The sequence below is a fragment of the Mesorhizobium japonicum MAFF 303099 genome (assembly GCF_000009625.1).
Classification (GTDB): domain Bacteria; phylum Pseudomonadota; class Alphaproteobacteria; order Rhizobiales; family Rhizobiaceae; genus Mesorhizobium; species Mesorhizobium japonicum.
In genome coordinates, this window is the sequence record NC_002678.2 from 5939288 (window position 1) to 5965285 (window position 25998).

Sequence of the window (25998 nt, forward strand, 5' to 3'; positions counted from 1 at the left end):
CGCGCCTCTCTAATGGGAATGCCGGGGGATGCCGGCATCGCGCCGGCCGACGAGAAAGTCGAAATCGCAGCCCTTGTCGGCCTGCAGCACGCGCTCGACATAGAGGCTCTGATATCCGCCTTCGGGCGGCGCCGGCGGCTTCCAGTCGCGGCGACGGATCGCCAGTTCCTCGTCCGACACCAAAAGCTCCAAGCGGCGGCCGGCGACGTCGAGCTCGATCAGATCCCCGTCGCGCACCAGGGCGAGCACGCCACCGGCCGCGGCCTCTGGCGCGATATGCAGCACCACCGTGCCGTAGGCCGTGCCGCTCATGCGTGCATCCGAGATGCGCACCATGTCGGAGACGCCCTGCTTGAGCAGCTTCGCCGGCAGCGGCATGTTGCCGACCTCGGCCATGCCGGGATAGCCGCGCGGCCCGCAATTTTTCAGCACCATCACCGAGGAGGCGTCGATATCCAGCTCTGGATCGTCGATGCGGGCGTAGTAGTGCTCGATGTCCTCGAACACGACGGCCTTGCCGCGATGCTGCATCAGTTCGGGCGTTGCCGCCGACGGCTTGATGACCGCGCCGTTGGGCGCCAGATTGCCGCGCAGGATCGAGATGCCGCCTTGGTCGGTCAAAGGTTCGCTCAGCGGCCGGATGACCTCGCGGTTGTAGTTGGGCGCTCCGTCGATCAACGCGCCGATCGTCTTGTCGCTGACGGTCATGACGTCGCGATGAAGAAGCCCCACTTCATCAAGCGACGCCATGACCGCAGCCAGCCCCCCGGCATAGTAGAAATCTTCCATCAGGAACCGGCCCGACGGCATCAGGTCGACAATGGTTGGAACGTCGCGGCCAAGGCGGTCCCAGTCTTCAAGGCTGAGGTCGACACCGACCCGGTTGGCGATGGCGATCAGATGCAGCACCGCATTGGTCGAGCCGCCGATCGCGCCATTGACGCGAATGGCGTTCTCGAAGGCTTGCCTTGTGAGGATGTCCGAAATTTTCACGTCCCGGCGGACCAGCTCGACGATCTGGCGTCCAGCCATCTGGGCGAGCACGCCACGGCGCGAATCCACGGCCGGGATCGCGGCGTTGTCCGGCATGCCGATGCCGAGCGCTTCCACCATGCTGGCCATGGTCGAGGCCGTGCCCATGGTCATGCAACTGCCGGCCGACCGGCTCTGGCCCTGTTCCGCGGCGAGGAAGTCGGCGACCGGCATGCGACCGGCCTTCACTTCCTCGGCGAATTTCCAGACATGGGTGCCCGAGCCGATATCATGCCCGCGGAACTTGCCGTTGAGCATCGGCCCGCCGGAAACGGTGATGGTCGGCAAATTGCACGAGGCGGCCCCCATCAAGAGCGCCGGCGTGGTCTTGTCGCAGCCCACCAGCAGGATGACGCCGTCGATGGGGTTACCGCGGATGGATTCCTCTACATCCATGCTGACCAGATTGCGAAACAGCATGGCTGTGGGGCGCATGTTGCTCTCACCGAGCGACATCACCGGAAATTCGAGCGGCAGGCCCCCGGCCTCGTAGACGCCGCGCTTGACGTGATCGGCCAGCGCCCGCAGATGCGCGTTGCACGGCGTCAGCTCCGACCATGTGTTGCAGATGCCGATCACCGGGCGGCCGTCGAAAGCATCGGCCGGGATGCCCTGGTTCTTCATCCAGCTGCGGTGCATGAAGGCGTTCTTGCCTTCACCGCCGAACCAGGCTTCGGACCGCAGTTTGCGTTTGGTGTCGGTCACGATTGCTGGCCCCGATCGGTGCGGCGTTTGTTGCGGTTCTCGACGCTGCGGCGCACGTCGTCCTCGGCATTGTCGATGAGCACCAAAAGTGCCTTTTGCGCGCCGGCGGCGTCGCCTGCGGCAATCTTCTCGGCCACCTCGCGATGCAGCGGCAAGGAATGGCGCTGGCCTTCCGGATTGTCGTTGGAGAGGCGAAAGCTCATTACCAGTGCGGTTTCGACCAGTGCCGCCAACGAGCCGATCAGCTCATTGCCGGTCATGCGCAGGATCGTCTGGTGGAACACCAGATCGGGCTTGGCGAAGCGGTCGCCATCGTCGCTCACCGCTTCCATTTCGGCCAGTGCCGCATGGATCTCGGCAATCTGTGCCGGCGTGGCGCGCTGGGCGGCAAGTGCTGCCGACATTGGCTCGATGGCGCGGCGCAGTTCGAACAGTGCCCGCACATCGTCGGCGCTGACACCGCCGGCGTAGCGCCACGACAGCACGTCCGGATCGAGGAAGTTCCAGTCGGAGCGTGGGCGCACGCGCGTGCCGGTCTTCGGCCGCGATTCGACCAGCCCCTTGCCGGCCAGCACCTTGATCGCCTCGCGCAGCACCGTGCGGCTGACCCCCAGCATTTCGCTGGAATCGTCGGCATTGGGCAGCGCTTCGCCGGGCAGGAAGTCGCCCTGCACGATGCGCAGGCCGATCTGCTCGACGACGGTTGCGTGCAGTGCGGTGGAGCCGCTGGAAACCGCCACGGCAACCCGCGACGTCCGTGCCGCGCTAAAGGATTTCTTATTCTTCATACTATTCATATGATATGTCTTATCGCCATGGCGATTGGAGTCAAGGGACGGGGGAGCACCGATGACAAAGAATTTCGCTGCGGTTGCCCCGCAGCACACGGAACTGGTCTCGATCAGCGACGGCATCGCGACGGTCGACATTGCTCCGGCCGCTGGCGGTGCGCTGGCGTCGTATCGATGGTGGCGCAATGGCGCCGCTCTGGATTGGTTACGCCCGGCCGATCCGGGGGCGATCCGCGGCCGCGATGCCGGCGCCATGGCCTGCTTCCCGCTCGTTCCCTATTCCAACCGCATAAGGGGCGGCCGGTTCGAGTTCGCGGGACGCACCATCCAGCTTCCGACGACTGCCGACGATCCACACCATGAGCATGGTCATGGCTGGCGTCGGCCTTGGGTGGTCGTCAGACACGAAGCCAGCACGATCGTCCTGCGCTATCGCCACGCCGCCGATTCCTGGCCATGGAGCTATGAAGCCGAGCAAGAGATAACACTGGCTGACGGCAGGCTTTGCGTGACCATCAAGGTACGCAACCTGTCGGACGCACCGATGCCGGTTGGCTTCGGCCTTCATCCCTATTTCCCGTCGACGCCGTGGGCGCATGTTCAGGCGCCGGTGTCGGGCATGTGGGAGACGGACACGGAGGTCCTGCCCGTCCGGCATGTCCTGCCGCCGGTAGGAGCCGACCCGTCCATCGGTTTCGACGTATCGGAAGTGGACTTCGACACGGTTTTCACCGGATGGGCGCGCCGCGCCCGGATATCCTGGCCCGAACACGGACGGCGACTGGACATCGAGGCCGAGGCGCCGCTCGATTTCCTTGTCCTCTACACGCCGCCCGGCGAGCCATTCTTTTGCGCCGAGCCGGTCAGCAACATCACCGATGCCTTCAACCGCACGGGCGGCCGCATCGACACTGGCTGCATCGTACTGGCGCCCGGTCTGACGCGATCCGCCAGCATTCGCTTCACGCCGTCCCTGGCCGTTTGATCTTCATTGCCAACCGCGAGACGAGGCCGGCTAGAACGGATAGTGCTGGCCGGGATCCTCGATCGTCACCCAGCGCAAATCGGTGAATTCGGCGATCGAGGCCTTGCCGCCGAAGCGGCCATAGCCCGAGCCCTTGACGCCGCCGAACGGCATCTGCGCCTCGTCGCCGACGGTCGGGCCGTTAATGTGGCAGATGCCGGCCTCGATGCGCGCGGCGACCGCCATGGCGCGTTTGATGTCGCGGCTGAACACCGCTGACGACAGGCCGTATTCCGTATCGTTGGCGACGCGCACGGCTTCGTCCTCATCCTTCACCCGGATCACCGGCTTGACCGGGCCGAAGGATTCTTCGGCATAGACGCGCATGGCCGGCGTCACATGGTCGAGCAGCGTTGCTTCCACCACGGTCCCCGTCCGCTTACCGCCAGCGACAAGCTTGGCGCCCTTGGCGACAGCGTCGGCGATGAGTTCCTCCATCTTGTCGGCCGCCTGGCTGCTGATCAGCGAGCCCAGCACGACATGGCCGCGCGGATCCCCGGCCGGCAGCTGCGAGGCACGGGCGGCCAGCTTGGAAACGAATTCGTCGGCAATCCTCTCGTCGACGATCAGCCGCTCGGTCGACATGCAGATCTGGCCCTGATGCATGAAGGCGCCGAAGGTCGCCGCATTGACCGCCGCGTCGATGGCGGCGTCGTCCAGAACCAGCAGCGGCGCCTTGCCGCCGAGTTCGAGGAGCGCTGGCTTCAGATGCCGGCCGGCGAGCTCGGCGATGATCCGGCCGACCTTGGTCGAGCCGGTGAAGTTGACGCGCTTGACCGAGGGATGCGCGACCAGCGCCTCGACGATTGCAGCGGCATCCTTGGGGTCGTTGGTGACGACATTGATGACGCCCTTGGGCAGGCCGGCTTCGACCAGCACCTGGCCGATCAGCCGATGCGTGCCCGGGCACATTTCCGAGGCCTTCAGCACCACCGTGTTGCCGCTGGCGATCGGCATGGCGATGGCACGGGTGCCGAGAATGACCGGCGCGTTCCACGGCGCGATGCCGAGACACACGCCGGCCGGCTGGCGGATCGCCATGGCGAGCGTGCCCGGCTTGTCGGAAGGAATGATCTCGCCCGAAATCTGCGTCGTCATTGCCGCTGCCTCGCGCAGCATGTTGGCCGCCAGCATGACGTTGAAGCCGGCCCAGGGAGCGGTGGCGCCGGTCTCTTCCATCATCAATTTGGTGAATTCGCCGACCTTGGAGGCCATCACGTCGGCCGCCCTGGAAAGCAAGGCGCGGCGCTCGCCAGGCCCGGTCTTCGACCAGGTCGCAAAGGCGGCGGCGGCGGCTTCCACGGCAGCGTTGGCGTCGGCAACGCTGGCGGCTGCGGCGCGCGTTGCCAGCTTGCCGGTGAACGGGTCCAGACGCTCGTAGGCGGCCGCGCCGGACGCATCCCTTTTGTCGCCGTCGATCAGAAGTCCGATATCCATGATTGTCTCCCTCGCTCCGGTGGAGCTTCGCAATTAGAAGCCGAGCCCTTCGGCGTTGATCGATGCTTCGAGGCCGCCGTCGACCGGCACGTTGGCGCCGTTGACCCAGCGCGCGCCGTCCGAGCATAGGAACAGCACGACAGGCGCTATATCGCCCGATGTGCCGGCTCGTCCGACCCTGGCAATGTCGCTGTCGACGCGCGCATCGCCAAGCACTGTGCGGAATTGTTTCAGGATAGGCGTCTCGACCGGTCCGGGACTCACCGCATTGACGCGGATGCCACGGCTCTTGAACAGATCCTGATGCGCCGCGCGGAAGGTCCACAGCAGGAGCAGTTCCTTCGAGACGGGATAGCCTTCCTCGTTCTTGACCGCGTGGTCGGCGACCACCTTGGCGACATCCGGGAAACCCTCGATGCCGACCATCGAGGCCGCACGGTTGAGATTGGCGCGCCAGCCATAGCCGGCGATCGACGCGACATTGACGATGGCACCGCCTTCGCGAAGTCTGGGAGCGAGGCTTTCCGAAAGCGCCCGCAGCCCGAAGAAGTTGACGGCCAGCGTCGCTGCCGCGCCGGTGTTGCCGGACAGGCCGGCGACATTGCACAGCGCATCGATGCGCTGCGGCAGGCGCGCGACCAACTCGTCGACGCCGGCCTTCGACGAAATATCGGCCTTGACGAAACTGCCCGCCGCTGCCGCCGGCTCACGGACATCCACGCCGATCACATCCGCGCCAAGCTGGCCGGCGAGTTCCGCCGTGCGCGCGCCGATGCCGGAAGCGACGCCGGTGATGAGGATCGTCTTGCCAAGAAGCATGGTCATGCCTTCTCCTGATCAAGAGTGGTTCGCTCCGGCGAAGGGTCGGTGCCTTTGTCGGCCCGAGCATTCCCCGGAAGCCTGACGCGGTAGCCGACCGGCAGCAGGCGCAGGCCAAAGCGCTCCTCGATCGTTCCCCACAGGCCGCGCGGCAGGAAAAGCGAGAACAGCACGGCGGTGGCGCCGAGGCCGACGAGGTACCAGACACCGGTGCCGCCGAACCAGGTTTCGATAAGGAAGAACACCAGCGCGCCGAGAATGGCGCCCTCGAACGTGCCGATGCCGCCGACCAGCAAAATGAAGATCATGTAGGCGGTCCACTGCACGTTGAAGTAGGTTTTCGGCTGGAAGGTGACGGAGGTCGCCAGCCACAAAGCGCCGGCAACTCCAATGCCGAAGGCGGCAAGCACGAACAAAAGCCGCTTGGTGCCGGTGACGCGCACGCCGACCGAGGCTGCGGCATCCTCATTGTCGCGGATGGCGCGGATAGCGGCCCCCGTGCTGCCGCGCAGCAGGCCGAACAGGATCGCCAGCAGGGCGGTCATTGAGCCCAGCGCCAACCAGTAGATCGCCACCCGCCTGGTGCCGGCATCATAGACGTTGAGCGAGATCAGCGACGTGCCGGTTTCTCCTTGCACCAGCCGGTCGAGATTGACCAGGAGATGCGTCAGCGCCGCGATCACCCACATGCCGATGGCGAACTCGCCGTTCCTCAGCCGCAGCATGAACAGCGACAGCGGCCAGGAGACAAGGCCGACAATGATCGCCGAAACGAAAAGCGAGGCGAAAGGGTTGAGGCCGGCATCGGCCAGTCGGATGGCGAAATAGGCGCCGAGCCCGAAGAACACCTGCTGGCCGACGGAAACCAGGCCGCCGAAGCCGGCCAGAGCGTTCCACATCGCCGCCAGGATCACATAGATGAACAATGCCGTCATGCGATCGACCGCGCCCGCCGACAGGAACTGCGGCGCGGCGGCCAGCAGCGCGATGATGATCGCAACCGCAATCGCCGCGATCCGCGACGCCGCCGTGCCGCGCTCGATGACCGGCGAGGACGAAACCGCACTCATGACGCGCTCCGGGAAGGAAGGCGCAACAGGCCGCGCAGGCCAAGGCCCGACGTGGACAGCCGCACGAAGAGCACGACGAGGAACACCGTGTGGCCGCCGATCAGAAAGCCTTGCGGATGCACTTGCGCGCCAAGTGTCTGCGCAAGCGCCAGCACGATGCCGCCGACCAGCGTGCCCCACAGCGAACCGGCGCCGCCGATCACTGCGGCTTCGAAAGCGAACAGCAGTTGCGGCGCGCCGGCATAGGGATCGAAGGTGGCGCGCATGCCCAGGAACGCGCCGGCAAGGCCGACCGTGACCATGGCGATGGAAGCGGCTATGGCATTGGCGCGACGCGCATCGACGCCGACCAGGCCGGCCGTGTCGGAATCTTCCGACGTTGCGCGGATCGAGCGGCCAAGCCGGGTGCGGGTGAGGAACAGCTGCAGCCCTCCCAGCAGGATCACGGCGGTGGCGAACATGATCACGGCCAGCTTGCCGACATAGATGCTGCCCGGCCACTCCCAGGAATCATAGGACAGGCTGCCGATATAGGGTGCCAGTGAGCGGGTGTCGGCGCCGAACTGCTCGAACAGCATGTTGTCGATGACGATGGCCAGCCCAAACGTGGTCAGGATCGGCAGCAGCGCACCGCCGCGCGCGCTGCGCTCGAGCAAGAAGCGCTGCAGCGCCCAGCCGATCGCCGCCATCAGCGGCAGCACGATGAGCAGGCCGACAAACGGCGAGACATGGAACCGCGAGGCCAGCCACCACAGCGCAAAGGCCGCGAACACGGCGAGGCTGCCATGGGCGAGGTTGATGATGCGCATCACCGAGAACATGAAGGACAGGCCGCAGGCGATCAGCGCATAGTAGCCGCCAAGCAGGATGCCCTGGATGATCTGGTTGCTCATGCCGGAACGCTCCCGGGGTTTTTCCGGTGCAGGCCGAAATAGGCTTTCGTCACATCATCGCGCGAAACCGCCTTGCTCGGCCCTTCAAGCGCCACGCGCCCTTCGAGCATGCAGATCACCCTGTCGGAGACAGCGAGTGCGCGGTTGAGATCCTGCTCGACCAGAATGATGGTCGTGCCGGAAGCGATCAGTCCTTGAAGGGCCGCGTAGACACGGTCGACAATCAGCGGCGACAGGCCGAGCGAAACCTCGTCGAGCAAAAGCACGTCCGGGTTGCTCATCAGCGCCCGGCCGATCGCCGTCGCCTGCTGCTCGCCGCCTGAGAGATGGCCCGTCTTGGCATGGCGGCGCGGCTTCAGGTTCGGAAACATCTCGAGCACATTGTCGACGCTCCAGTCGCCCGGCCGGCCGGCGGTCCTGCCGAGCAGAAGGTTCTCTTCGACCGTCATCTGTACGAACAGTCTTCGCCCTTCCGGCACCAGCGCGATGCCCATGCCGACGCGCCTGTGCGACGGCACGTTGGTGAGATCGGCGCTGTCCAGCAGCACGCGGCCGGCGGCCGGTTGATGCGCGCCGGCGATCGCCCTGAGCAGCGTCGTCTTGCCGGCGCCGTTGGCGCCGACCAGCGCCAGCGTTTCGCCGCGCTGGACAGTGAAGCTCACGCCGCGCACCGCCTGTAAGAGGCCGTGGCGGACAACCAGGTTCTCGACCGACAGCAGGTTCATTTCGGGCCTCCGCCGAGATAGGCGCGCACGACCTCCGGGTCGGCCATCACCGCCTGCGGCTCGCCATCGGCGATGATTTTTCCCGCATCCATGCAGATCAGCCTTTCGGCCACCTGCAGCAGGATGTGGACGATGTGCTCGATCCAGACGATGCCGATCTTGCGGCGGCGCAATTCCTTGATCGTGGCGACAAGCTCGCCGGCTTCGCCGTCGGTCAGGCCGCCGCCGATCTCGTCGAGCAGCAGCAGCGTCGGCCTTGCCGCCAGCGCGCGCGCCAGCTCCAGCCGCTTGCGGTCGAGCAGTCCGAGCGTCTCGGCGCGGCGGTTGGCAACACCCAGCATGCCGCACAGTTTCAGCGAACCGAGGGCTTCCTCATAGGCCTCGTCGCGGCCGAGGCCGGCGCCGTACGAGGCCGCGACGAAGACATTCTCGAAAGTGGTCATGCCGCTGAATGGTTTGGGCACCTGATGCGTGCGCACCAGACCGAGCCGGCAACGCTGCGTCGCCGGCAACGACGTCACGTCATCGCCCTTGAACCTGACCGTGCCCGCACTCGGCGGAAAGGCGCCGGAAAGCACGCTGAGCAGTGTCGTCTTGCCGGCGCCGTTCGGGCCGACAATGCCGACCGCCTCGTCGGCCGCCATGGCGAAATCGACCGCATCCAGCACCACAAGCGCGCCGAAGCGCTTGTGGATGCCGGCGGCAGCGAGAACAGCCTGTTGTTGCGGATGGGTCACCACCTCGTCAGCGGTCCATCAGCCGTTGTAAGGCTGGAGCTTGGCTTCGACCGGCACTTTCGGATCGGTGGCGTTCTCGGTCACGACATAGTCGAGCGGGAATTTGCTGCCTTCCTTGGCGGCCACCCATTGCGTGCCGATGATCGGGCCGGGCGAGACATTGGCAACAGGGCCGCTGGTGAAATCGACCTTACCGATCATCGTCTCGGTCTTGAGCGTGCTCAGCGCCTTGGCCACCGCCGCCTTGTCCTTGGCGTCGGTGCTGGCCTTCAGCGCTTCGAAGCCGGCGTCGAGCAGCGACATCGAGGCGCCGAGTTGCTGCGTCCACTGCTTGCCGCTCGCCGCCTCATAGCCGTCGGCGAGCTCGGTGCCCGAAACGCCAGTGAGCGGCGACTTATAGGGGAACGCCTTGTGCCAGTAGGCGGCGCTCGAAATCTTCACGCCGAGGTCGCCGAGCGCCTCGATGTCGGACGGGAACAGACCGGTCTTGGCGACCTGGGCGATCTTGATCTGCTTGATCAGCCCCTGCTGTGCCGCCTGGCGCCAGAAGGCGGCAAAGTCAGGCGGGATCGGGAAGGAGTTGAAGATCTCGACACCTTCCTGCTTGAACAGCGCGATCTGCGAGGAATAGTCGGTGGTGCCGGTCTCGTAGGCGCCGGGATCGACGATCGTAAAACCTTGCTTGGCCAGCAGCGGCGCCAGATTGGCGCGGATGGCGTTGCCGTCGGCGTCGTTGGGATACATGACGCCGACCTTCTTGTTGGTCTCGATCAGGTTCCATTGCGAGATGTAGGTTTTGAAGAACTCGCCGACGCCGAAGCCGAAATGATAGGTCCATTTGAACGGCGAGGGCGCGCCAGGCTTGGCGCCGCGGCCGAAATACCAGGCTTCCCATGGCATGACAGTCGACAGGCACGGCACCCCGGCTGCCTCGCAGGCATCGGCAACCGGGTTGATCACCTCGGGCGTCGACACCGCCAGCATCAGGTCGATCGCTTGGTTGTTGATCAGGTCCTTGGCGAGCTGGCCCGCGCGTGACGGGTCCGACTGCGTGTCCTGGTCGAGGATTTCGACGCTGTATTTCTTGCCGCCGATATCGATGCCGCCGGCCAGTGCCTTGCGGGCAAGGTCGAGCACATAGCCGTCGGTCTGGCCGAAGCCGGCCAGAGGCCCGGTGCGCGGGCTGACGAAGCCGACCTTGAGCGTTTCGCCTGCCTGGGCGAAAGCCTTGCTGCTGCCGAGCGCGAGCGCCGCGCCGCCGGCAATCGAGGTGGCAATGAACTGGCGTCGCGACACGCCACGAATACTGGATTTGCTACCGTTAGCGTAGGTCATGCATTCCTCCCTCTGTGCTCCTCCATAGGCACAGTGCACCAGCGTTTTGGTTCGGTAAAATGATATTTTGCGGTGTTTCATTAACCCTGGGGTTAGGGGACTCGAAGGAGACGGAGCCCGGTCCGAACAGTCTGACGCCTCACTTGCCCGGCCTTGCCGCCTCGCGAATGGTCTGCAGCAGGATGGTGAAGGCCGGCGATGGCGCCGTGTCGGTGCGCATCGTCAGGCCGACCGGACCCTTGGTTTCCTCGGTGTCGACCGGCAGCGCTACGAAGGCGCCGCTGGCGATCTCGTTGGCGACCACGCCGGCCGAAATGATCCACACCGCATTGCTTTGCCGCATGAAGGAGCGACCGAAGGAGTCCGAGACGGTTTCGATCTCGGTCGCCGGCGCCGTCATGCCGTTGGTGATGAACAGGCGATCGACAAAGGGGCGGATGACGGATTCCCGGGTCGGCATCAGCACCGGGAATTCATCGAGCCGCGCGAAGATATCCGCTCCCGGCTCGAGCAGCGGATGTCCAGCCCGCACCACGAATAGCACCTGTTCGGAATAGAGATGCTCGAAGAAGAAGCCGGTCATGTTTTCGGGCGCCGCAAGCCGACCGACGACAAGATCGAGCGCGCCGGTGCGCAATTGCTCGAGCAGCACGGCGTTCTCGCCGGTGACGATCTTGATCGCCGCGCCGGTATTTTCTCCGAGGAACAGGCTCATGGCCTTGGGCATGACCTTCGCCGACACGGTCGGCAGCGCGCCGATGCGGATCGGATGGCGGTTGATGGCGCCGTCCTGGCGAACGGAATCGACGCCGCGCTTCAACGCCGTGATCGCCGAACCAGCATGGCTGAGGAAGATCTCGCCAAGCCTTGTGACCCGGATACCGCGCCCGTCACGTTCGACAACGGCGACACCGAGCGCCTCTTCCAGCTCACGCAACGTCTTGGTCACTGCCGGTGCGCTGACATGCAGGAAGTCGGCGGCGCGGGCCACGCTGCCCTGCCGCGCGACTTCCAGGAATGCCTGCAGATGACGAAAGCGGATGCGGCTCTCGGCCATGGATTTGATAACCCCCGAGTTAATGAAATGGCGCAAAATATCATTTTACCGAACCAAATGCCTTGTGCAATGTGGAGATGGAGGATCGAAATCGTGTCATTCGTCACCATCGGCGGCATCACGCTGCACCATCGCCACCTCAAGGCGACCGGCAACGCGCGCGCGATCATATTCATCAATTCGCTGGGCACCGACTTCCGCATCTGGGACGATGTTGTCGCCGCACTTGATGGCGAAATGTCCTTGCTGGTCTATGACAAGCGCGGCCACGGGCTGTCCGACATCGGCGACATCAGCTCGATCGACGATCATGTCGACGATCTCTCGGGGCTCATCGATCATTTCGGCTGGGAGAAGATCGTGCTGTGCGGCCTGTCGGTCGGCGGCATGATCGCGCAAGGGCTCTATGCCAGGCGGCCGGAGATCGTCGAGGCCATGATCCTGTGCGACACGGCCCACAAGATCGGTACCAATGAGAGCTGGAACACCCGCATCGCGGTCGTCGAGCGCAAGGGCATCCAGGCCATTGCCGATGGCGTGCTCAAAGTGTGGTTCACTCCCGCCTTCCACACCGCGCGGGTGGCCGAACTGGACGGCTATTGGAACATGATGACCCGGCAGGCTGTCGCCGGTTACGTTGGGACTTGCACTGCCATCCGCAACGCCGATTTTACTGACGCAGCACGCCGCATCGCGGTGCCGACGCTCTGCATTGTCGGTGACCAGGACGGCTCGACGCCTCCCGCTCTCGTCCGCTCGCTGGCCGCTCTGATCGCCGGCTCGCGTTTCGAGATCATCCGCGACGCTGGACATATTCCTTGCGTTGAACAGCCTGAAGCGCTCACCGCGCTGATCCGCGATTTTGTCGCATCGCTTGCCCCTGGAGCAGAAAACCATGGATGAAGTCCCCGGCAACGCAGCCAGATATCGCACTGGCCTCGCCGTGCGGCGCGCGGTGCTCGGCGACCGGCATGTCGATCGGGCCGAGGTCGCCGCCACCGATTTCGACCAGCCGTTTCAAGCGCTGATCACCGAGGCCGCCTGGGGGACCGTGTGGGCCCGGCCGGGCCTCAGCAAGCGGGAGCGTTCGATCGTCACGCTGGCGCTGCTGGCCGCACTCGGCCATGATGAGGAGGTCGCCCTGCATGTGCGCGCCACCGCCAACACCGGTGCGACGCGCGACGATATCTGCGAGGCGTTCTTGCATGTCGCCATCTATGCCGGCGTGCCGGCCGCCAACCGTGCCTTCAGAATAGCCAAGGACGTGTTTTCGGAAATGGACGGAGCCGACAATGCCCTCTGAGTCCGGCTCGAACCGGAGACCCGAGACCGGCGCCTTCTTCCAGCGCGACCGGACATGGCATCCTCCGGCGCTGACGCCGGGCTATAAGAGTTCGGTGCTGCGCTCGCCGCAAAAGGCGCTTTTGTCCTTCGACAACTCGCTGTCGGAAATAGCCGGACCGGTCTTCGGCCACGCCATGCTCGGTGAACTTGATGCCGACCTGATCCACAATTTCGCCAGGCCTGGCGAGAGCGCCATCGGCGAGCGCATTATCGTCCATGGCCGCGTGCTCGACGAGCGTGGCGTTGGCGTTCCCGGCGTGCTCATCGAATTCTGGCAGGCCAATGCCGGGGGCCGCTACCGCCACAAAAAGGACGGCTATCTGGCGCCGCTCGACCCGAATTTCGGTGGCTGCGGCCGCACCATCACAGGCGAGGATGGCGGCTATGCCTTCCGCACCGTCAAGCCCGGTCCCTATCCCTGGCCGAATGGTCCCAATGACTGGCGCCCGGCGCACATCCATTTCTCGGTTTTCGGCCATGGCTTCGCGCAGCGGCTGATCACGCAGATGTATTTCGAAGGCGATCCGCTGATCTGGAAATGCCCGATCGTGCGCGGCATCGCCGACAAAGCGGCAATCGAGGCACTCACGGCCATCCTCGACACGCAGGCGACCATTCCGATGGATGCGCTCGCCTACAAGTTCGATATCGTGCTGCGCGGCCGCCGCTCGTCGCTGTTCGAAAACCGGCTGGAGGGCAATTGATGGCCCAGTTGCTCGACCGGCTGAAGGAGAGCCCCTCGCAGACCGCGGGACCATACGTCCATATCGGGCTGACGCCGAATTTCTGCGGCACCGGCGGCGTCTATGCGACCGACCTCGGCTCAACCATGGTCAACGACAAGACCAAAGGCGAGCGCATCGGTCTCAAAATCCGGGTGCTCGACGGCACCGGCACGCCGCTCACGGACGCGCTGATCGAGATCTGGCAGGCGGACGCCGACGGGCTCTACAATTCGCCGGCCGAATTACGCGGTGCCGCCGATCCGAACTTCTTCGGCTGGGGCCGTTGCCCGACCGACATGGAAACCGGCGTCTGTGCATTCGAGACGATCAAGCCCGGCCGTGTGCCGTTCCGGGATGGAAGGCTGATGGCGCCGCACATCACGCTGTGGATCGTCGCGCGCGGCATCAATGTCGGCCTCCACACGCGGCTCTATTTTTCCGATGAGGAAAAGGCCAATGCCGAAGATCCCATCCTGGCGCGCATCGAGCACCGCGTTCGCGTGCCGACGCTGATCGCCGAGCGCCAGGGCGACATTTACGCGTTCGACGTCCATCTCCAGGGGGAGAAGGAAACGGTCTTCTTCGACAGCTGATGGTCAGGACGAACAGGACATGACCGTATCGCCCTTCGACCATCCGCTGCTCTCCGCGCTCCTCGGTGACGAGGAAGCATCGCGGCATTTTTCCGTCGAGGCGGAAATCGAGGCGGCGTTGGCGTTCGAGGGCGCGCTGGCGGAAGCGGAGGCTGAGAACGGCATTATCACCAGAGACGCGGCAGCAGCGATCGTCGCGGCGCTCAACCCGTTCCGGCCGGACACCGCCCTGCTGCGAACCGCCGTCGCCAAGGACGGCGTCATGGTGCCGGAACTGGTGCGCCAGATCAGGGCGATGGTCGGCGAACCGCATGGCGACAAGGTGCATTTCGGAGCGACCAGCCAGGATGTCATCGACACGAGCCTGGTGCTACGGCTGAAAGCGATCGTCGAGCACCTCGGCCTGCTGCTGACCGAAACCGTTTTGCGCCTCACCTCGCTTGAGGAGCGCTTTGGCGGCAGGGCACTGGCCGGCATGACCCGCATGCAGCCGGCGATCCCTATCCAGGTGACGGATCGCATCACGGCATGGCGTGCGCCGTTGCAGCGGCAACAGAAAAGTCTGTCGGACCAGTCCGGACGTCTGCTGGTGGTGCAATTCGGCGGCGCTGCCGGTACGTTGGAAAAGCTCGGCGACAAGGGGCCGGCGGTGCGCGCCGCGCTTGCCGCAAAACTTGGTCTTGCCGATGCGCCGCAATGGCAGAGCCAGCGCGACGCGCTCGCCGACTTCGCCGGCTGGCTGGCGCTGCTGACCGGCAGCCTCGGCAAATTCGGTCAGGACATCGCGCTGATGGCGCAGGGCGGAACCGACATCATGCTTTCCGGAGGTGGCGGCTCGTCGGCCATGCCGCACAAGCAGAACCCGGTGAAGGCCGAGGCGCTGGTGGCGCTGGCCCGTTTCAACGCCACGCAGCTTTCCGGCATGCATCAGGCGCTGCTGCATGAACAGGAGCGCTCGGGCGCAGCCTGGACGCTGGAATGGCTGCTGCTGCCGCAGATGGCCGTCGCCACTGCCGCGTCGCTGCGCCTTGCCGCCGAACTGGCCGGACAGATCGAAGGCCTCGGTCACTGATGCGCACCCAGGTCGCCATTATCGGCTCCGGACCCTCCGGCCTGCTGCTTGGCCAGCTTCTGGCCGGCATCGGCGTCGAGACCATCATTCTGGAACGATCGAGCCGCGAGCATGTGCTTGGCCGCGTGCGGGCAGGGGTGCTCGAACAGGGCACGGTCGAGTTGCTGGAAGAGGCTGGTGTTGCCGCAAGGCTGCATGCGGAAGGCATGTCGCATACCGGCATTTCGCTGGCTTTCGACGGGCGCCTGCACCGCATCGATCTCGCGGCGCTCACCGGCGGCAAGCATGTCACCGTCTATGGCCAGACCGAGGTGACGCATGATCTGATGGACAAGCGCGAGGCGGCAGGCCTCGTCACTATCTATGAGGCCGCTGATGTCGCATTGCATGATTTCGACGGCGCCGCGCCTTTCGTCACCTACGCCAAGGACGGCATCAGCCATCGCGTCGATTGCGACTTCATCGCCGGCTGCGATGGCTATCACGGCGTCAGCCGCAAATCGGTGCCGAGTGCTGCGCTGAAAACCTTCGAGCGGCAGTATCCGTTCGGCTGGCTCGGCGTGCTGGCCGAAGTGCCGCCAGCCGATCACGAACTGGTCTATGCCAATCACGAGCGGGGCTTTGCATTGTGCTCGATGCGCTCGACGCATCGCAGCCGCTACTATGTGCAGTGTCCGCAGGACGACCATGTCGAAGCCTGGTCCGACGACCGCTTCTGGGACGAGTTGCGCCGCCGCTTGCCGGAACGGACGGCGGCGAGCGTCACCACTGGGCCGTCCTTCGAAAAGTCGATCGCGCCGTTGCGCTCCTTCGTTGCCGAGCCGATGCGTTTCGGCCGGCTGTTCCTGGTCGGCGATGCCGCCCATATCGTGCCGCCGACCGGCGCCAAGGGCCTAAACCTCGCCGCCAGCGATGTACGCTATCTCTTTACCGGTTTGCGCGAGTTCTACGTTGGAAAGTCCCAAGCTGGCATTGAAGCCTATTCGCAGAAGGCGCTGGCGCGGGTGTGGAAAGCGGTGCGCTTTTCCTGGTGGATGACGACCATGCTGCATCGCTTTCCCGACACAGGCGACTTCGGCCAGCGCATCCAGGAAGCCGAACTCGACTATCTCGTGCACTCGCAGGCGGCATCGACCGCGCTCGCCGAGAACTATGTCGGCCTGCCGTACTGAAGCAGCTATCCTTTGACGGCCGAGCCGACGATGGAATCGACGAAGAAGCGCTGCAGCAGGACGAACAGAATGAGCGGCGGCAGTACGGCCAGCGTCGCGCCGGCCATCACCAGCCCGGTGTTGACCGCGCCCCTGTTGTAGCTGAGCAGGCGGCTGAGGCTGATGACGATCGGATAGGCCTCGGCATTGCCTTGCAGCACGGTCAGCGGCCAGAGATAGCTGTTCCAATGGTAGACGAAAGCGAACAGCGCCAGCGCCGCGATGGCCGGTGCGACGCTTGGCGCCACGATCTTGAACAGGATCAAGAGTTCGGAGGCGCCGTCCATGCGCGCGGCGTCGATCAAATCGTCGGGCACGCCTGCAATGAACTGGCGCATCAGGAAGATGCCGAAGGCATTGGCGAGATTGGGCACGATGATGCCGGCCAGGCTGGCATTGAGGCCGGTCGAACCGACGAGGCGATAAAGCGGGATCAGCGTCACGATCGGCGGCAGGAACATGGTGGCGATCAGCAGCGAAAACAGCAGCGATTTGGCGGGGAAGTGGTATTTGGCGAAGGCATAGCCGGCCATCATGCTGGTGATCAGGATGCCGGCGGTGGTGATTGAGGCGATGACCAGGGAATTCCACATCGAGCGGCCGACATTGACCACGCCGGAAACTTTTTCATAGGCGTCGAGGCTCGGTGTGTGCGGTATCCACACCGGCGGCACCTGCATGCTCTCGGCCGGGGTTTTCAGGCTCGACAGCACCATCCACACCAGCGGGAAGGCCGAGGCGACGGCGACTGGGCGCCGGTCTGATAATGAAGCCCGGCCGATCAGCCGGTTGCGCTGGCGAAGATGTCGAGAACCTCTGTCACGCTGGCGATCAACAACTCCCCGGCTTTTGGCGCAACCGAACCGTTCGCCACCGCACCGTTCAGGCGGCCGAGATACTGGCTGATGAGGGGCAGGGGGATGTCGCGGTCGCCGAGCGCCTGCATCAGCGCGTCGGTGGCCTGCCGGGCTGCAGGCGCCGGCCAGTAGTAGCGGATGCGGTCGCTGTAGGAGAAATGGCGTTCGATGCGCTGTTCGGTCTCCGAGCCGTGATAGTAGTTCTTCCAATTGCCCGGTGCTGCCAGCATCACGCGCTCCATCGCCGCCGGCAGGCTTTCGCGCGCCGGATCGGGAGCCAGAATGTCGGCGATGTGGCTCAGGCCATAGAGCGCTTCACGCAGCGCGAAGGTCAGCCACGGCCCGACCTTGAGTATGGCGAAGCCGTCATCGACCAGCGCACTCAAAGCCGAGGCCGGCTGGTAATCGGTCGAATGCGCCTCGAAGACGAATTGCGGCAGATCCCGCAACGTGCCGGCCAATGCACGGGCGCGTTCCGGTTTATAGGTGATCACCTCGGCATTGCCAAATTCGACACCCGGCTGCACGACGACACCGAGCGCCCGCGAAAAGGCCTGGTCGAGGCCTCGCTGGCTGAAGGCATCGCGGTGGATGCGAACCGTCTCTCGTGGCGCCTCGGGCGTCGTCACCGCCAGATGGTCCATCGCTTCCAGGGCGCCGCCCGGCACCGGCACTTCGGTGCCGATGACATAGACAGGCTTTGTGCCGCCCATTCGTTCGGCGGCGGCCTCCGCCACCTCGGCCAGTTCGGCGGCGCGCGCGGCGATCGTCGCATCGGGCGGCGCGGCGCCTTCGCCGGCGCAACCCATGCTGGCGTCGAGATGAATCTTGGTGAAGCCGGCCTCGGCATAGGCGTCGACCATGCGCGAAGCCTTGGCCATGGCCTCGGGCGCCGGCAGATGCTTCCACGGATTGGGGCCGAGATGGTCGCCGCCGAGCATCAGCCTGTCGAGGGAAAAGCCGATCTTGCCGGCGATCGTCTCGACGAAGCCGCGGAAATCCCCTGGTGTCATGCCGGTGTAGCCGCCTTCATGGTTCACCTGGTTGCAGGTGGCCTCGATCAGCACGTCGGCATCGCGCGCCTTGCCATGGCGCAGCGCCGCTTCGATGACCAGCGGATGGGCCGAGCAGATCGAGGCGATGCCGCAGCGTTCGCCGGCCGCACGACGCGTCGCGATGGCCGCCAGCCTGTCCGTCGCCTGGCTCATGCCGGCGCTCCGGTTCTGGCGGTCGCGACGTAGGCCTCGACCGCGGCAAGCGAGGCGATGCCCTCCATCGGTCCCTTCCTGGTCACCGCCAGCGCGCCGCAGCCATTGGCGATGCGCAGCGCCTTTTCGGGTGCTGCCCCGCGCAGCCAGAAGGAGACGAAGGCCGCCGCAAAGCAGTCGCCGGCGCCGGTCGGATCGATTTCCTCGACGACGAAGCCAGGTGACGCGGTGCGTCCGGTCTTGTCGTAATGAACAGCGCCCTGCGCGCCTTTCTTGATGACCACGGCGGAGATGCCGCGGTCCAGCATTTCGCGCACCGCGCTCTCCTCGTCGGTCGCCCTGGCGAAGATGAACAGTTCCGGCCCGCTCGGCAGGAAAACGTCGGTCTTCGACAGCACGAAATGCAGTGCGTCGCGCAGGCCTGGAAGATCGAGCATCTCCTTGCGGATGTTGGGATCAAAGGACACCGTGCCGCCGCGCGCCTTGACCGTCTCGATCCCTTTGCGCGCGACCTCGATCACCTCTGGCGAGAACAGCGAAGTGCCCATGACGTGAAAATGGTCGGCCCCGGCGAGCAGCGCGCGCGCTTCGGCGCCGATCTCGATCAGGCCGGCGGCACTGTGTTTGATGTTGTAGACGAAATGCCGGCTGCCATCGGTCTCATAGGTCACGAAAGCTGTGCCCGTGGCGGCACCCCGGTGAACCTTGATGGCCGAGATGTCGGCCCCGTCGGCGCGCAGGCGCTCGATGTTCAAATGGCCGAAATCATCGTCACCGACGGCCGCGATCAGGCCAGCCGGCTGGCCGAGCCGTGCCGCCTGGTCGATGAAGATCGCCGGCGCGCCTGATGGAAAAGGGCCGACCAGCGGGCCGGGGGCAAGGAAACTCTGGCCGATCCGCTCGGCCATGATCTCGACCAGGATCTCGCCGGCACAAACCAGTTTCTTCATGTCCTCACCATTGCCGGATGATTGGCGGTCGGTTGCCGAGCGCCTTTCGTCATGTCCGTGCGGGTTCAAAACCTAAGTCGCAGCTTTTGGAGCGTCAATAAATAATTTGACGCGCGCAACTCTTTTGCGTTGTACTGGAAACGCAAAAATTTGACTGAACAAATTCGGTCAAGCAATGCTGCCTCGCGGCAACGGCCGCAAGACTGATTCTGGCCCGACCCGGAAGGTTGACGGGCGCGAGCAAGGGGCTGGACATATCGATGGCGGAGAAGACCCACCGCACGATGGATGATTTCGCCAGGGCGTCAGGCGTATCGCGACCGACCCTGTCGAAGTATTTCGATGATCCGGCCAGTGTTAAGCCGGCGACGCGGGCGCGCATCGAGGCGGCGCTGCGATCCTCGGACTATCAGCCGAACGTTTTCGCGCGCAATCTCAACCGCAAGCGCACCCGCAATGTCGGCATCGTCGTGCCGGCGCTCACCGATCCGTTCTATGCCGAAATGGTCAGCCGCATCGAACTGCGCTGCCGCGACGAAGGTTTCTGGCCGATCGTCATCTCCTCGCACGGGTCGCCGAAACTGGAGGCGGAATCGGTCAGGACGTTGATGTCGCTGAAGGTCGCCGGCGCCATCGTCGCTCCGCTGGGGTTGGTCTCCGAACCCGGCGTCTTCGAGCGAATGAGCGAGGACATTCCGATCGTCTATTTCGACACCTATATCGAAGGCGACACGCCTTTCGTCGGCAACGACAATCACCAGAGCACGTCGACCATCGTCGACTATCTCTGCCGGTCCGGCGAGCCGCCGGTCTACGTCGACATTCCGCACGTCAACCACAATTCCGGCGAGCGCCTGCAGAGCTATATCGACACGATGCGGGCTACCGGTCTGGAACCCGTCGTGCTCAAGGCGGCGGGCGACTACAGCTGGGATTTCGAGCGCATCGGCCATGAATGGATGGACAGGACGCTCGAGACGGGCGGCCTGCCGGCGCGCACGCTGCTGTGTGCCAATGACCGTCTCGCCTTCGGCGTTATGGCGGCGGCCTTTTCGCGTGGGCTGAAGATCGGCCGCCGGGCCGATTGCGATTTCCGGGTCGCTGCCCACGATGATCATCCGCTGAGCCGCTACACCTGTCCGGCGCTGACCACCATGGCGCAGGATTTCGCCGCCATGGCCGGCCGCAGCGTCGAGATCCTGCTGGCCTTGCTGGATGAGGCCGATCCACCCGGCCAGGGTCTGGTGCGCAACGTCAAGCTCGGCGCGACGCTGGTGATGCGTCAGTCTGCCTGAACACGCGTCTGCAATTGCAGCCAGGCCGCTGCCTCGCTCACCGCTTGCCGCGCCGCCAGTATATGGCGGCCCATCGAGACGAAGCCGTGGATTTGACCCGGCCAGGGCCGCAGGACCAGCGGCACGCCTGCGACCCGCAGACGCTCGGCATAGGCCGTGCCTTCGTCGGCAAGAATATCATGGCCGGCGATCACGACGAATGCAGGTGCCGCGCCAGCAAGACTTGATGCCAGCAGCGGCGAGACGCGCCAGTCCGTGATGTCGTTCGGCGTCCGCACATAGTGGTCGCGGAACCAGGCCATGGTGGCGGCGGTGAGCCCGAAGCCGTCGCCGAAACGCCGATAGCTGTCCGCCGTCTGGCGGGCATCGGTGTTGGGATAGATCAGGACCTGCGCGGCAAGCCGGGGTACCAGCCTGTCACGGGCGAGCAATGCGAGGACGGCGGCAAGGTTGCCGCCGGCGCTGTCGCCGGCGACGCTGATGCGGGCGGGGTCGATGCCCAGTTCGCCGGCATTCTCAGCCATGAAGCGGAGCGCTGCCGTGCAATCCTCGAGCCCGGCGGGAAATTTATGCTCCGGCGCCAGTCGATAATCGGGGTAGACCACGACGGCGTTGCTCAGATTGGCCAGCCATCGGCAGATCTCGTCATGCGAGGAGAGATTGCCGATGACCCAGCCGCCGCCATGCAGATAGAGCACGGCGCGCGCCCCGGCCCGCGGCGCGCCGATGCCGCGATGGACGCGGATTTTGACCGGGCCGTTCGGCCCATCGGTCTGGCGTTCTTGGCTCGCGGCGACGGGTTCATGTTCGCCCTGTTGTGTCGGGAAAGAGGCGTTGTAGGCGGCTCTCGCCGCCGCAACGCTCCCCTTTTCGAACGGCTCACCGCCGGCCACCCGGCCGATTACAAGGGCGCGCAAGGCATCAGGGTCGAGCGTCATCGCCATCTCCATCATGGCCGCACTTAGGCGAGTAAACTGTTTGCCTCGTCCTCGGTCAACAGCGCCGGCTGGACGACATCGCCGGCAATGGCGACGGCACTTTTGGTTTCGCCGGAATGCAGAATCGCCTCCATGATTTCCAGCACATGCAGCGCCAGATTGCCGGAGGCGCGGGGCACGGCACCTGTCTTCAGCGAGCGCACCAGATCGGCGACGCCGAGCATGCGGTAGTTGGCGCGGTCAGGTGCGGCGTAGGGCCAGTTGCGGGCGCCGTAGAGCTCGCCTTCGCCGGCGAAATCCTTCCAGTCCGCGCCGCGTTCGGACAGCGAGACAGTGCCGCCGAACGTGTCGGGATCGGGCAGGCGCAGCGAGCCCTCCGTGCCATGCAATTCGATCGGATGGTTGGAATGCTTGAAGACGTCCCATGAGGCGCCGAAAGTAACGGTGGCGCCAGAGCGGAATTCGAGCAGGGACAGCACATTGGTCGGCGTGCCGACCTTGAATGTCGTGTTCTTGAACGGCCCTTCGGCAGTGATCAGACGTTCCTCCTGGCCGCGTGTCGCCATCGCCATGACGCGCGCGACCGGGCCGAGCAGATTGACCAGCATAGTCAGGTAATAGGGACCCATGTCGAACACCGGGCCGCCGCCTGGCTGGTAGTAGAATTGCGGGTTGGGGTGCCAGTGCTCCATGCCACGGCCCATCATGAAGGCCGTGCCGGTGACCGGGCGGCCGATGGCGCCCTCATCCATCAGGCGGCGCGCCCGGCGCCCGGCGGCGCCGAGGAACGTGTCGGGCGCCGAGCCGAGCAGCACGCCGCGCTTGGCCGCCTCCGCCACCAGCCGTCGCCCGTCGCCGGCCGACGTTGCCAGCGGCTTTTCGGTGAAGACGTGTTTTCCGGCCGAAAGGGCTGACAACGAAATATCGAAATGCGCCGCCGGAATGGTCAGGTTGAGGACGAGATCGATCTCGGGGTCGGAAAGCAGCGCATCGACGCCAAGCGCCTGGATGCCATATTCCTTCGCCCGCAACGCCGCCATGTCGGCGGAGATATCGGCGCAGGCGCGCAGTTCGATACCACCGAAGAGGGCTGCATTGCGCAGGTAGGTCATTGAGATGTTGCCACACCCGATGACGCCAATTGCGAGCTTCGCCTCTGATTTTGCCTGCATTTCTGATCGGTCCTCCCAATAGGGTCATGCTCTGCTTGATCCGCCGCGCCGGCAACGGATCGTGGTGGAAGAGCGCTATACAACATTTTAAATCTTGACGCGCGTAAAATTTTTATAGACCATGCGACAATGCTGGCGCAATATCGGGAGGCTACCAGCCCTGGGAGGAGAAAATGACAGACATCAACGGCCGACCGCCGATGCGAATCCCGTGGGTCATGCGCGCATTGGATATTTCCGTCGCGGCCAGGAACCGCGACAGGGTCAGGCATAGATCACCTTGGCCCCGGTCCTATCGAGTTGGCTGCGTATCGGGCCGGATAGGCCATCGTCGGTGATCACAACATCGACGCTCGACAGCGAAAATGCCTTGGAGGTCCCGCTGACGCCCCATTTGCTCGAATCCGCAAGAAGGACAACGCGGCGGGCCATGCGCACGAGGTTTCGTTTCGTTCGCGCCATGTCTTCGTTCACGTCGACCACATCCAGTGACGAGTCAATCGCATGCGCTCCAACAAAGACCTGATGCGCTACCAAGCCGCCGAGAGCCGTGTCGGCATCGGTGATCAGCGTGCTCACCGTGTCCGGATAGACCCGGCCGCCGATCATGTGAACGTCGAGCCCGGGCCGATGCATCAGATGCTGAACGATATTCATCGCCGTGGCCGCTACCACGACATTGCTGAGCGGCGGTAACAGCATGGCAACCTGCATCAATGTCGAGCCGCCGTCGAAGATGACCGATTGGTTGTCCTCGAACAGTTCCACCGCTGCCCGGGCGATGCGTTTCTTTGCATCGAGGTTCGTTTGCATCCGCCGGGCGAAAGCGGCCGTGGTCGAATCCGTGGTCCGGGTCACCGCCCCTCCACGCGTCTTGGTCAGCAGTCCCTTGCGGTCCAGTATCTCGAGGTCGGATCGCACCGTGACTTCCGACACGCCAAAATTGTCTGACAGGTCCTTGATGCGAACCTGTCCGCTTCGTTGCACTTCACCCAGGATCGATTGGCGTCTCTGCTCTGACAACATTGCCCTGTCCTTGCCTCCATGCGCCAGGCGATCGCCCTGGCCTCGGGTCACTCTACCAAAAATATGCGAATTCGAAAGGTTTCGAAAGATTGCATTTAACCTTTCTTTCGAAAACACTATGTCCAGGATTTTGAAGTCAATCGATTGGAGAGTTTTGGACTCATGAGCCTCGGAACCAAGGTGCGCCTGGCGCGCCTCTTCTCACATCCATCGGGAAATCTGTTTGGCGGCGCGGTCGACCACTTTGTCGGCTATGGCGACGTGCGCAAAGGCGGTCTTGCCGACCTGCCGGGCGCGCTTGCACGCGTCATGGCCGGCAAACCCGACTATGTCAGCATCCAGCCTGGCACCGCGCGCCATCTGTGGCCGCAATATGCGGGCAAGGCTTCCCTGGTGATCCAGGCCGGCTGCTTCACCCCGGACGATCGCATCAGCGAACTGATTGCAACGCCCGAGGATGCGGTGCGCGCTGGCGCCGATGCGTTGGCGGTGGCCATTCCGGTGCGCGGCGCGACCGAGGGCAAATACATTCGCTGGCTGACCGATTCGGTGAATGCCGCGGCCCGCTACGGCATGCCGGTGGTGGCGCATATCTACCCTCGCGATTTTACCGACGGAGCAAAAATCGTCTTCACCCCCGACGAGATCGCCTATGCGGCGCGCATCGGCTACGAGTCCGGCGTCGATGTGATCAAGATCGGTTACACGGGCGATTTCGAGTCGTTCCGAGAGACCGTTCGGACCTGCCCGGTGCCGGTTGTGATCGCCGGTGGTCCGAAGACCGACACGCTGCTTGGCGCCCTTCAGCAGACGGCGGACGCCATCCGTGCCGGCGCGCGCGGCGCCGTGGTGGGCCGTAATCTCTGGGGGCATGGCGATCCTCAGAAGGCAGCGCTTGCCTTTCGGGGCGTCATCCACGACGGCCTTTCGGCGCAAGACGCCCTGGCGAAAGCGGGGGCCTGAGCGATGCCCGCCGTCCCCTCGATCCTCGGCTTCGGCGCTATTGCGATCGACGACATCGTCTATGTCGATCAGCCGTTGTCGGCAGGCAAGGGGAGGGTTCGGCAAAGTGCCCGGGCTTTCGGGGGAAATGTCGCGACGGCCCTTGCCGCCGTCGCGCGGCTCGGCGGAAGCGCCGGGTTCGTCGGATGGCTGGGCACTGCCGCGGACGACCCGGTGCTGTGCGATCTCATTGAGAGCGGTGTTGAAACCGCATTCGCGCCGCGCCACGCCGACGCGCGCCCGGTGCGCTCACGTATCACGGTCGGCTCGGACGGGGAGCGGTTCATCGCATATGACGACGACGCGATGCTGGGCACCACGCCGGATTTCTCAGACGACATCCTCAACAGAGCGGCCGTCCTGATCGTCGACAGTTACGCGATCCGGTCGATGGATGTCGTGACTCGGGCTCGCGATCTCGGCCTTGCGATCCTCGGCGATATCGAATGGAGCGGTGGCCCAGCCACGGAGAGGCTGATCGGGCTCTGCGACCACCTCATTCTTCCACTTGGTTTTGCGCGGACCGCTACGGGCTGCCGATTGCCCGCCGAGATGCTCGAAGCTTTGTGGTCGCCGTCGCGGTCCGCCGTGGTTCTGACCGATGGCGGCAGGGGCGTATATTATCGCGGGCGTGAAGAGACACGGCTCTGGCAACTTCCGCCGCACCGGGTTGCCGTCGTCGACTCGACCGGCGCCGGTGACTGCTTTCACGGCGCCTACGCACATGCATTGACGCGCGGCGCCGACACCGCAGGCCGGGTGGCATTCGCTGCCGCGGCGGCGGCCCTTTCGATAACGGGGCGTGGCGGGCGCGAGGCGCTTCCGACCGAAGACCAGGTAACGGAACTGCTGGCATCGGCGAACGCGCCGTCGGCGGTCGAACTGAAATATGCGCAACTCGATACCGGAACATAGCCTGCAACCATCCGAGGAAACATTTCACAGGCGAAAGGGCCAAGAAGAATAACAAAAAACCAGTG

The 25998-nt window shown here is 64.7% G+C and carries 26 protein-coding genes; 10 read left to right on the top strand and 16 right to left on the bottom strand.

What is annotated here, in order from left to right:
* Positions 1 to 9: 9 nt before the first annotated feature.
* Positions 10 to 1737 carry an IlvD/Edd family dehydratase gene (locus tag MAFF_RS29365; RefSeq protein WP_010914655.1) on the bottom strand — a complete coding sequence of 576 codons (1728 nt, stop codon included), beginning with the start codon at positions 1735 to 1737 and terminating at the stop codon, positions 10 to 12.
* On the bottom strand, positions 1734 to 2525 hold the full coding sequence (locus tag MAFF_RS29370; RefSeq protein ID WP_010914656.1) for a FadR/GntR family transcriptional regulator: 792 nt from the start codon (positions 2523 to 2525) through the stop codon (positions 1734 to 1736). Before MAFF_RS29370 ends, MAFF_RS29365 begins: the two co-directional genes overlap by 4 nt.
* Before the next feature lie 61 nt (positions 2526 to 2586).
* Between MAFF_RS29370 and MAFF_RS29375 the strand changes: the two genes are divergently transcribed.
* Positions 2587 to 3513 carry an aldose 1-epimerase gene (locus tag MAFF_RS29375; RefSeq protein WP_010914657.1) on the top strand — a complete coding sequence of 309 codons (927 nt, stop codon included), beginning with the start codon at positions 2587 to 2589 and terminating at the stop codon, positions 3511 to 3513.
* Positions 3514 to 3543: 30 nt separating this feature from the next.
* On the opposite strand, the gene MAFF_RS29380 is transcribed toward MAFF_RS29375, so the two are convergent.
* From MAFF_RS29380 to pcaQ, 8 genes are all read right to left on the bottom strand, one after another.
* Positions 3544 to 4989 (bottom strand): aldehyde dehydrogenase, encoded by a 1446-nt coding sequence (locus MAFF_RS29380; protein WP_010914658.1) that lies wholly within the window; start codon positions 4987 to 4989, stop codon positions 3544 to 3546.
* A gap of 33 nt (positions 4990 to 5022) precedes the next feature.
* Positions 5023 to 5808: a coniferyl-alcohol dehydrogenase gene (locus MAFF_RS29385; protein WP_044551503.1), complete on the bottom strand. Its 786-nt coding sequence runs from the start codon at positions 5806 to 5808 to the stop codon at positions 5023 to 5025.
* A gap of 2 nt (positions 5809 to 5810) precedes the next feature.
* Entirely contained in the window at positions 5811 to 6878 is a 1068-nt protein-coding gene (locus tag MAFF_RS29390; protein WP_010914660.1) for a branched-chain amino acid ABC transporter permease, read from the bottom strand.
* Complete coding sequence (locus tag MAFF_RS29395) at positions 6875 to 7771, bottom strand: branched-chain amino acid ABC transporter permease (protein WP_010914661.1); 897 nt, start codon at positions 7769 to 7771, stop codon at positions 6875 to 6877. The genes MAFF_RS29390 and MAFF_RS29395 overlap by 4 nt, the downstream gene beginning before the upstream one ends.
* Entirely contained in the window at positions 7768 to 8496 is a 729-nt protein-coding gene (locus MAFF_RS29400) for an ABC transporter ATP-binding protein (RefSeq protein ID WP_010914662.1), read from the bottom strand. Before MAFF_RS29400 ends, MAFF_RS29395 begins: the two co-directional genes overlap by 4 nt.
* Positions 8493 to 9236 carry an ABC transporter ATP-binding protein gene (locus tag MAFF_RS29405; protein ID WP_010914663.1) on the bottom strand — a complete coding sequence of 248 codons (744 nt, stop codon included), beginning with the start codon at positions 9234 to 9236 and terminating at the stop codon, positions 8493 to 8495. The genes MAFF_RS29400 and MAFF_RS29405 overlap by 4 nt, the downstream gene beginning before the upstream one ends.
* A gap of 15 nt (positions 9237 to 9251) precedes the next feature.
* A complete protein-coding gene (locus MAFF_RS29410; RefSeq protein ID WP_044549615.1) occupies positions 9252 to 10568 on the bottom strand; it encodes an ABC transporter substrate-binding protein in 1317 nt (438 codons plus the stop codon).
* A 139-nt stretch (positions 10569 to 10707) separates the two neighbouring features.
* The gene (gene pcaQ / locus MAFF_RS29415) at positions 10708 to 11625 is read right to left on the bottom strand and encodes a pca operon transcription factor PcaQ (protein ID WP_010914665.1); all 918 of its coding nucleotides are present in this window, start codon (positions 11623 to 11625) and stop codon (positions 10708 to 10710) included.
* Between the two features lie 93 nt (positions 11626 to 11718).
* On the opposite strand from pcaQ, the gene pcaD reads away from it, so the two are divergent.
* From pcaD to pobA, 6 genes are read left to right on the top strand one after another with little or no spacing between them, the layout of a single operon-like run.
* On the top strand, positions 11719 to 12528 hold the full coding sequence (gene pcaD / locus MAFF_RS29420) for a 3-oxoadipate enol-lactonase (protein ID WP_032933155.1): 810 nt from the start codon (positions 11719 to 11721) through the stop codon (positions 12526 to 12528).
* Positions 12521 to 12928, top strand: a complete 408-nt coding sequence (pcaC, locus tag MAFF_RS29425) for a 4-carboxymuconolactone decarboxylase (RefSeq protein WP_010914667.1) — start codon at positions 12521 to 12523, stop codon at positions 12926 to 12928. Before pcaD ends, pcaC begins: the two co-directional genes overlap by 8 nt.
* A complete protein-coding gene (gene pcaH, locus MAFF_RS29430; protein WP_010914668.1) occupies positions 12918 to 13673 on the top strand; it encodes a protocatechuate 3,4-dioxygenase subunit beta in 756 nt (251 codons plus the stop codon). The genes pcaC and pcaH overlap by 11 nt, the downstream gene beginning before the upstream one ends.
* Positions 13673 to 14287 carry a protocatechuate 3,4-dioxygenase subunit alpha gene (gene pcaG / locus MAFF_RS29435; protein WP_010914669.1) on the top strand — a complete coding sequence of 205 codons (615 nt, stop codon included), beginning with the start codon at positions 13673 to 13675 and terminating at the stop codon, positions 14285 to 14287. Before pcaH ends, pcaG begins: the two co-directional genes overlap by 1 nt.
* 19 nt (positions 14288 to 14306) lie before the next feature.
* Positions 14307 to 15359 (top strand): 3-carboxy-cis,cis-muconate cycloisomerase, encoded by a 1053-nt coding sequence (locus MAFF_RS29440; RefSeq protein ID WP_010914670.1) that lies wholly within the window; start codon positions 14307 to 14309, stop codon positions 15357 to 15359.
* Positions 15359 to 16531 carry a 4-hydroxybenzoate 3-monooxygenase gene (pobA, locus tag MAFF_RS29445; RefSeq protein WP_010914671.1) on the top strand — a complete coding sequence of 391 codons (1173 nt, stop codon included), beginning with the start codon at positions 15359 to 15361 and terminating at the stop codon, positions 16529 to 16531. The genes MAFF_RS29440 and pobA overlap by 1 nt, the downstream gene beginning before the upstream one ends.
* A 5-nt stretch (positions 16532 to 16536) precedes the next feature.
* On the opposite strand, the gene MAFF_RS29450 is transcribed toward pobA, so the two are convergent.
* The 3 genes from MAFF_RS29450 to MAFF_RS29460 form a co-directional block, all read right to left on the bottom strand.
* Positions 16537 to 17286 carry a carbohydrate ABC transporter permease gene (locus tag MAFF_RS29450; RefSeq protein WP_244420649.1) on the bottom strand — a complete coding sequence of 250 codons (750 nt, stop codon included), beginning with the start codon at positions 17284 to 17286 and terminating at the stop codon, positions 16537 to 16539.
* Positions 17287 to 17351: 65 nt separating this feature from the next.
* A complete protein-coding gene (locus MAFF_RS29455; RefSeq protein ID WP_010914673.1) occupies positions 17352 to 18635 on the bottom strand; it encodes a D-tagatose-bisphosphate aldolase, class II, non-catalytic subunit in 1284 nt (427 codons plus the stop codon).
* Entirely contained in the window at positions 18632 to 19585 is a 954-nt protein-coding gene (locus tag MAFF_RS29460) for a tagatose kinase (RefSeq protein ID WP_010914674.1), read from the bottom strand. The genes MAFF_RS29455 and MAFF_RS29460 overlap by 4 nt, the downstream gene beginning before the upstream one ends.
* Before the next feature lie 260 nt (positions 19586 to 19845).
* Here MAFF_RS29460 and MAFF_RS29465 point away from each other — a divergent pair, with 260 nt between their 5' ends.
* Complete coding sequence (locus tag MAFF_RS29465) at positions 19846 to 20880, top strand: LacI family DNA-binding transcriptional regulator (RefSeq protein WP_010914675.1); 1035 nt, start codon at positions 19846 to 19848, stop codon at positions 20878 to 20880.
* Here the strand turns inward: MAFF_RS29465 and MAFF_RS29470 are convergent.
* The 3 genes from MAFF_RS29470 to MAFF_RS29480 all read right to left on the bottom strand — a co-directional run bounded on the left by MAFF_RS29470 (position 20868) and on the right by MAFF_RS29480 (position 24016).
* The gene (locus MAFF_RS29470) at positions 20868 to 21818 is read right to left on the bottom strand and encodes an alpha/beta hydrolase (RefSeq protein WP_080512123.1); all 951 of its coding nucleotides are present in this window, start codon (positions 21816 to 21818) and stop codon (positions 20868 to 20870) included. The two genes, MAFF_RS29465 and MAFF_RS29470, sit on opposite strands and share 13 nt — an antisense overlap.
* Before the next feature lie 23 nt (positions 21819 to 21841).
* On the bottom strand, positions 21842 to 22990 hold the full coding sequence (locus tag MAFF_RS29475) for a Gfo/Idh/MocA family protein (RefSeq protein ID WP_010914677.1): 1149 nt from the start codon (positions 22988 to 22990) through the stop codon (positions 21842 to 21844).
* A 264-nt stretch (positions 22991 to 23254) separates the two neighbouring features.
* On the bottom strand, positions 23255 to 24016 hold the full coding sequence (locus MAFF_RS29480; protein ID WP_010914678.1) for a DeoR/GlpR family DNA-binding transcription regulator: 762 nt from the start codon (positions 24014 to 24016) through the stop codon (positions 23255 to 23257).
* A gap of 162 nt (positions 24017 to 24178) precedes the next feature.
* On the opposite strand from MAFF_RS29480, the gene MAFF_RS29485 reads away from it, so the two are divergent.
* Positions 24179 to 24979 carry a class I fructose-bisphosphate aldolase gene (locus tag MAFF_RS29485; protein WP_010914679.1) on the top strand — a complete coding sequence of 267 codons (801 nt, stop codon included), beginning with the start codon at positions 24179 to 24181 and terminating at the stop codon, positions 24977 to 24979.
* 3 nt (positions 24980 to 24982) lie between these two features.
* Complete coding sequence (locus tag MAFF_RS29490; protein ID WP_010914680.1) at positions 24983 to 25933, top strand: PfkB family carbohydrate kinase; 951 nt, start codon at positions 24983 to 24985, stop codon at positions 25931 to 25933.
* Positions 25934 to 25998 lie beyond the last annotated feature (65 nt).

What these genes read in the sequence shown, in the direction of transcription:
- MAFF_RS29455 (WP_010914673.1), bottom strand. Translation starts at nt 18,635, where the DNA reads ATGAGCCAGGCGACGGACAGGCTGGCGGCCATCGCGACGCGTCGTGCG.
- MAFF_RS29400 (WP_010914662.1), bottom strand. Translation starts at nt 8,496, where the DNA reads ATGAACCTGCTGTCGGTCGAGAACCTGGTTGTCCGCCACGGCCTCTTA.
- MAFF_RS29450 (WP_244420649.1), bottom strand. Translation starts at nt 17,286, where the DNA reads ATGGTGCTGTCGAGCCTGAAAACCCCGGCCGAGAGCATGCAGGTGCCG.
- MAFF_RS29470 (WP_080512123.1), bottom strand. Translation starts at nt 21,818, where the DNA reads ATGACGCTCGACCCTGATGCCTTGCGCGCCCTTGTAATCGGCCGGGTG.
- MAFF_RS29480 (WP_010914678.1), bottom strand. Translation starts at nt 24,016, where the DNA reads ATGTTGTCAGAGCAGAGACGCCAATCGATCCTGGGTGAAGTGCAACGA.
- MAFF_RS29485 (WP_010914679.1), top strand. Translation starts at nt 24,179, where the DNA reads ATGAGCCTCGGAACCAAGGTGCGCCTGGCGCGCCTCTTCTCACATCCA.
- MAFF_RS29380 (WP_010914658.1), bottom strand. Translation starts at nt 4,989, where the DNA reads ATGGATATCGGACTTCTGATCGACGGCGACAAAAGGGATGCGTCCGGC.
- MAFF_RS29460 (WP_010914674.1), bottom strand. Translation starts at nt 19,585, where the DNA reads ATGAAGAAACTGGTTTGTGCCGGCGAGATCCTGGTCGAGATCATGGCC.
- pobA (WP_010914671.1), top strand. Translation starts at nt 15,359, where the DNA reads ATGCGCACCCAGGTCGCCATTATCGGCTCCGGACCCTCCGGCCTGCTG.
- MAFF_RS29490 (WP_010914680.1), top strand. Translation starts at nt 24,983, where the DNA reads ATGCCCGCCGTCCCCTCGATCCTCGGCTTCGGCGCTATTGCGATCGAC.
- MAFF_RS29440 (WP_010914670.1), top strand. Translation starts at nt 14,307, where the DNA reads ATGACCGTATCGCCCTTCGACCATCCGCTGCTCTCCGCGCTCCTCGGT.
- MAFF_RS29475 (WP_010914677.1), bottom strand. Translation starts at nt 22,990, where the DNA reads ATGCAGGCAAAATCAGAGGCGAAGCTCGCAATTGGCGTCATCGGGTGT.
- MAFF_RS29370 (WP_010914656.1), bottom strand. Translation starts at nt 2,525, where the DNA reads ATGAAGAATAAGAAATCCTTTAGCGCGGCACGGACGTCGCGGGTTGCC.
- MAFF_RS29385 (WP_044551503.1), bottom strand. Translation starts at nt 5,808, where the DNA reads ATGCTTCTTGGCAAGACGATCCTCATCACCGGCGTCGCTTCCGGCATC.
- MAFF_RS29395 (WP_010914661.1), bottom strand. Translation starts at nt 7,771, where the DNA reads ATGAGCAACCAGATCATCCAGGGCATCCTGCTTGGCGGCTACTATGCG.
- MAFF_RS29410 (WP_044549615.1), bottom strand. Translation starts at nt 10,568, where the DNA reads ATGACCTACGCTAACGGTAGCAAATCCAGTATTCGTGGCGTGTCGCGA.
- pcaG (WP_010914669.1), top strand. Translation starts at nt 13,673, where the DNA reads ATGGCCCAGTTGCTCGACCGGCTGAAGGAGAGCCCCTCGCAGACCGCG.
- MAFF_RS29390 (WP_010914660.1), bottom strand. Translation starts at nt 6,878, where the DNA reads ATGAGTGCGGTTTCGTCCTCGCCGGTCATCGAGCGCGGCACGGCGGCG.
- pcaQ (WP_010914665.1), bottom strand. Translation starts at nt 11,625, where the DNA reads ATGGCCGAGAGCCGCATCCGCTTTCGTCATCTGCAGGCATTCCTGGAA.
- MAFF_RS29375 (WP_010914657.1), top strand. Translation starts at nt 2,587, where the DNA reads ATGACAAAGAATTTCGCTGCGGTTGCCCCGCAGCACACGGAACTGGTC.
- pcaC (WP_010914667.1), top strand. Translation starts at nt 12,521, where the DNA reads ATGGATGAAGTCCCCGGCAACGCAGCCAGATATCGCACTGGCCTCGCC.
- MAFF_RS29465 (WP_010914675.1), top strand. Translation starts at nt 19,846, where the DNA reads ATGGCGGAGAAGACCCACCGCACGATGGATGATTTCGCCAGGGCGTCA.
- pcaH (WP_010914668.1), top strand. Translation starts at nt 12,918, where the DNA reads ATGCCCTCTGAGTCCGGCTCGAACCGGAGACCCGAGACCGGCGCCTTC.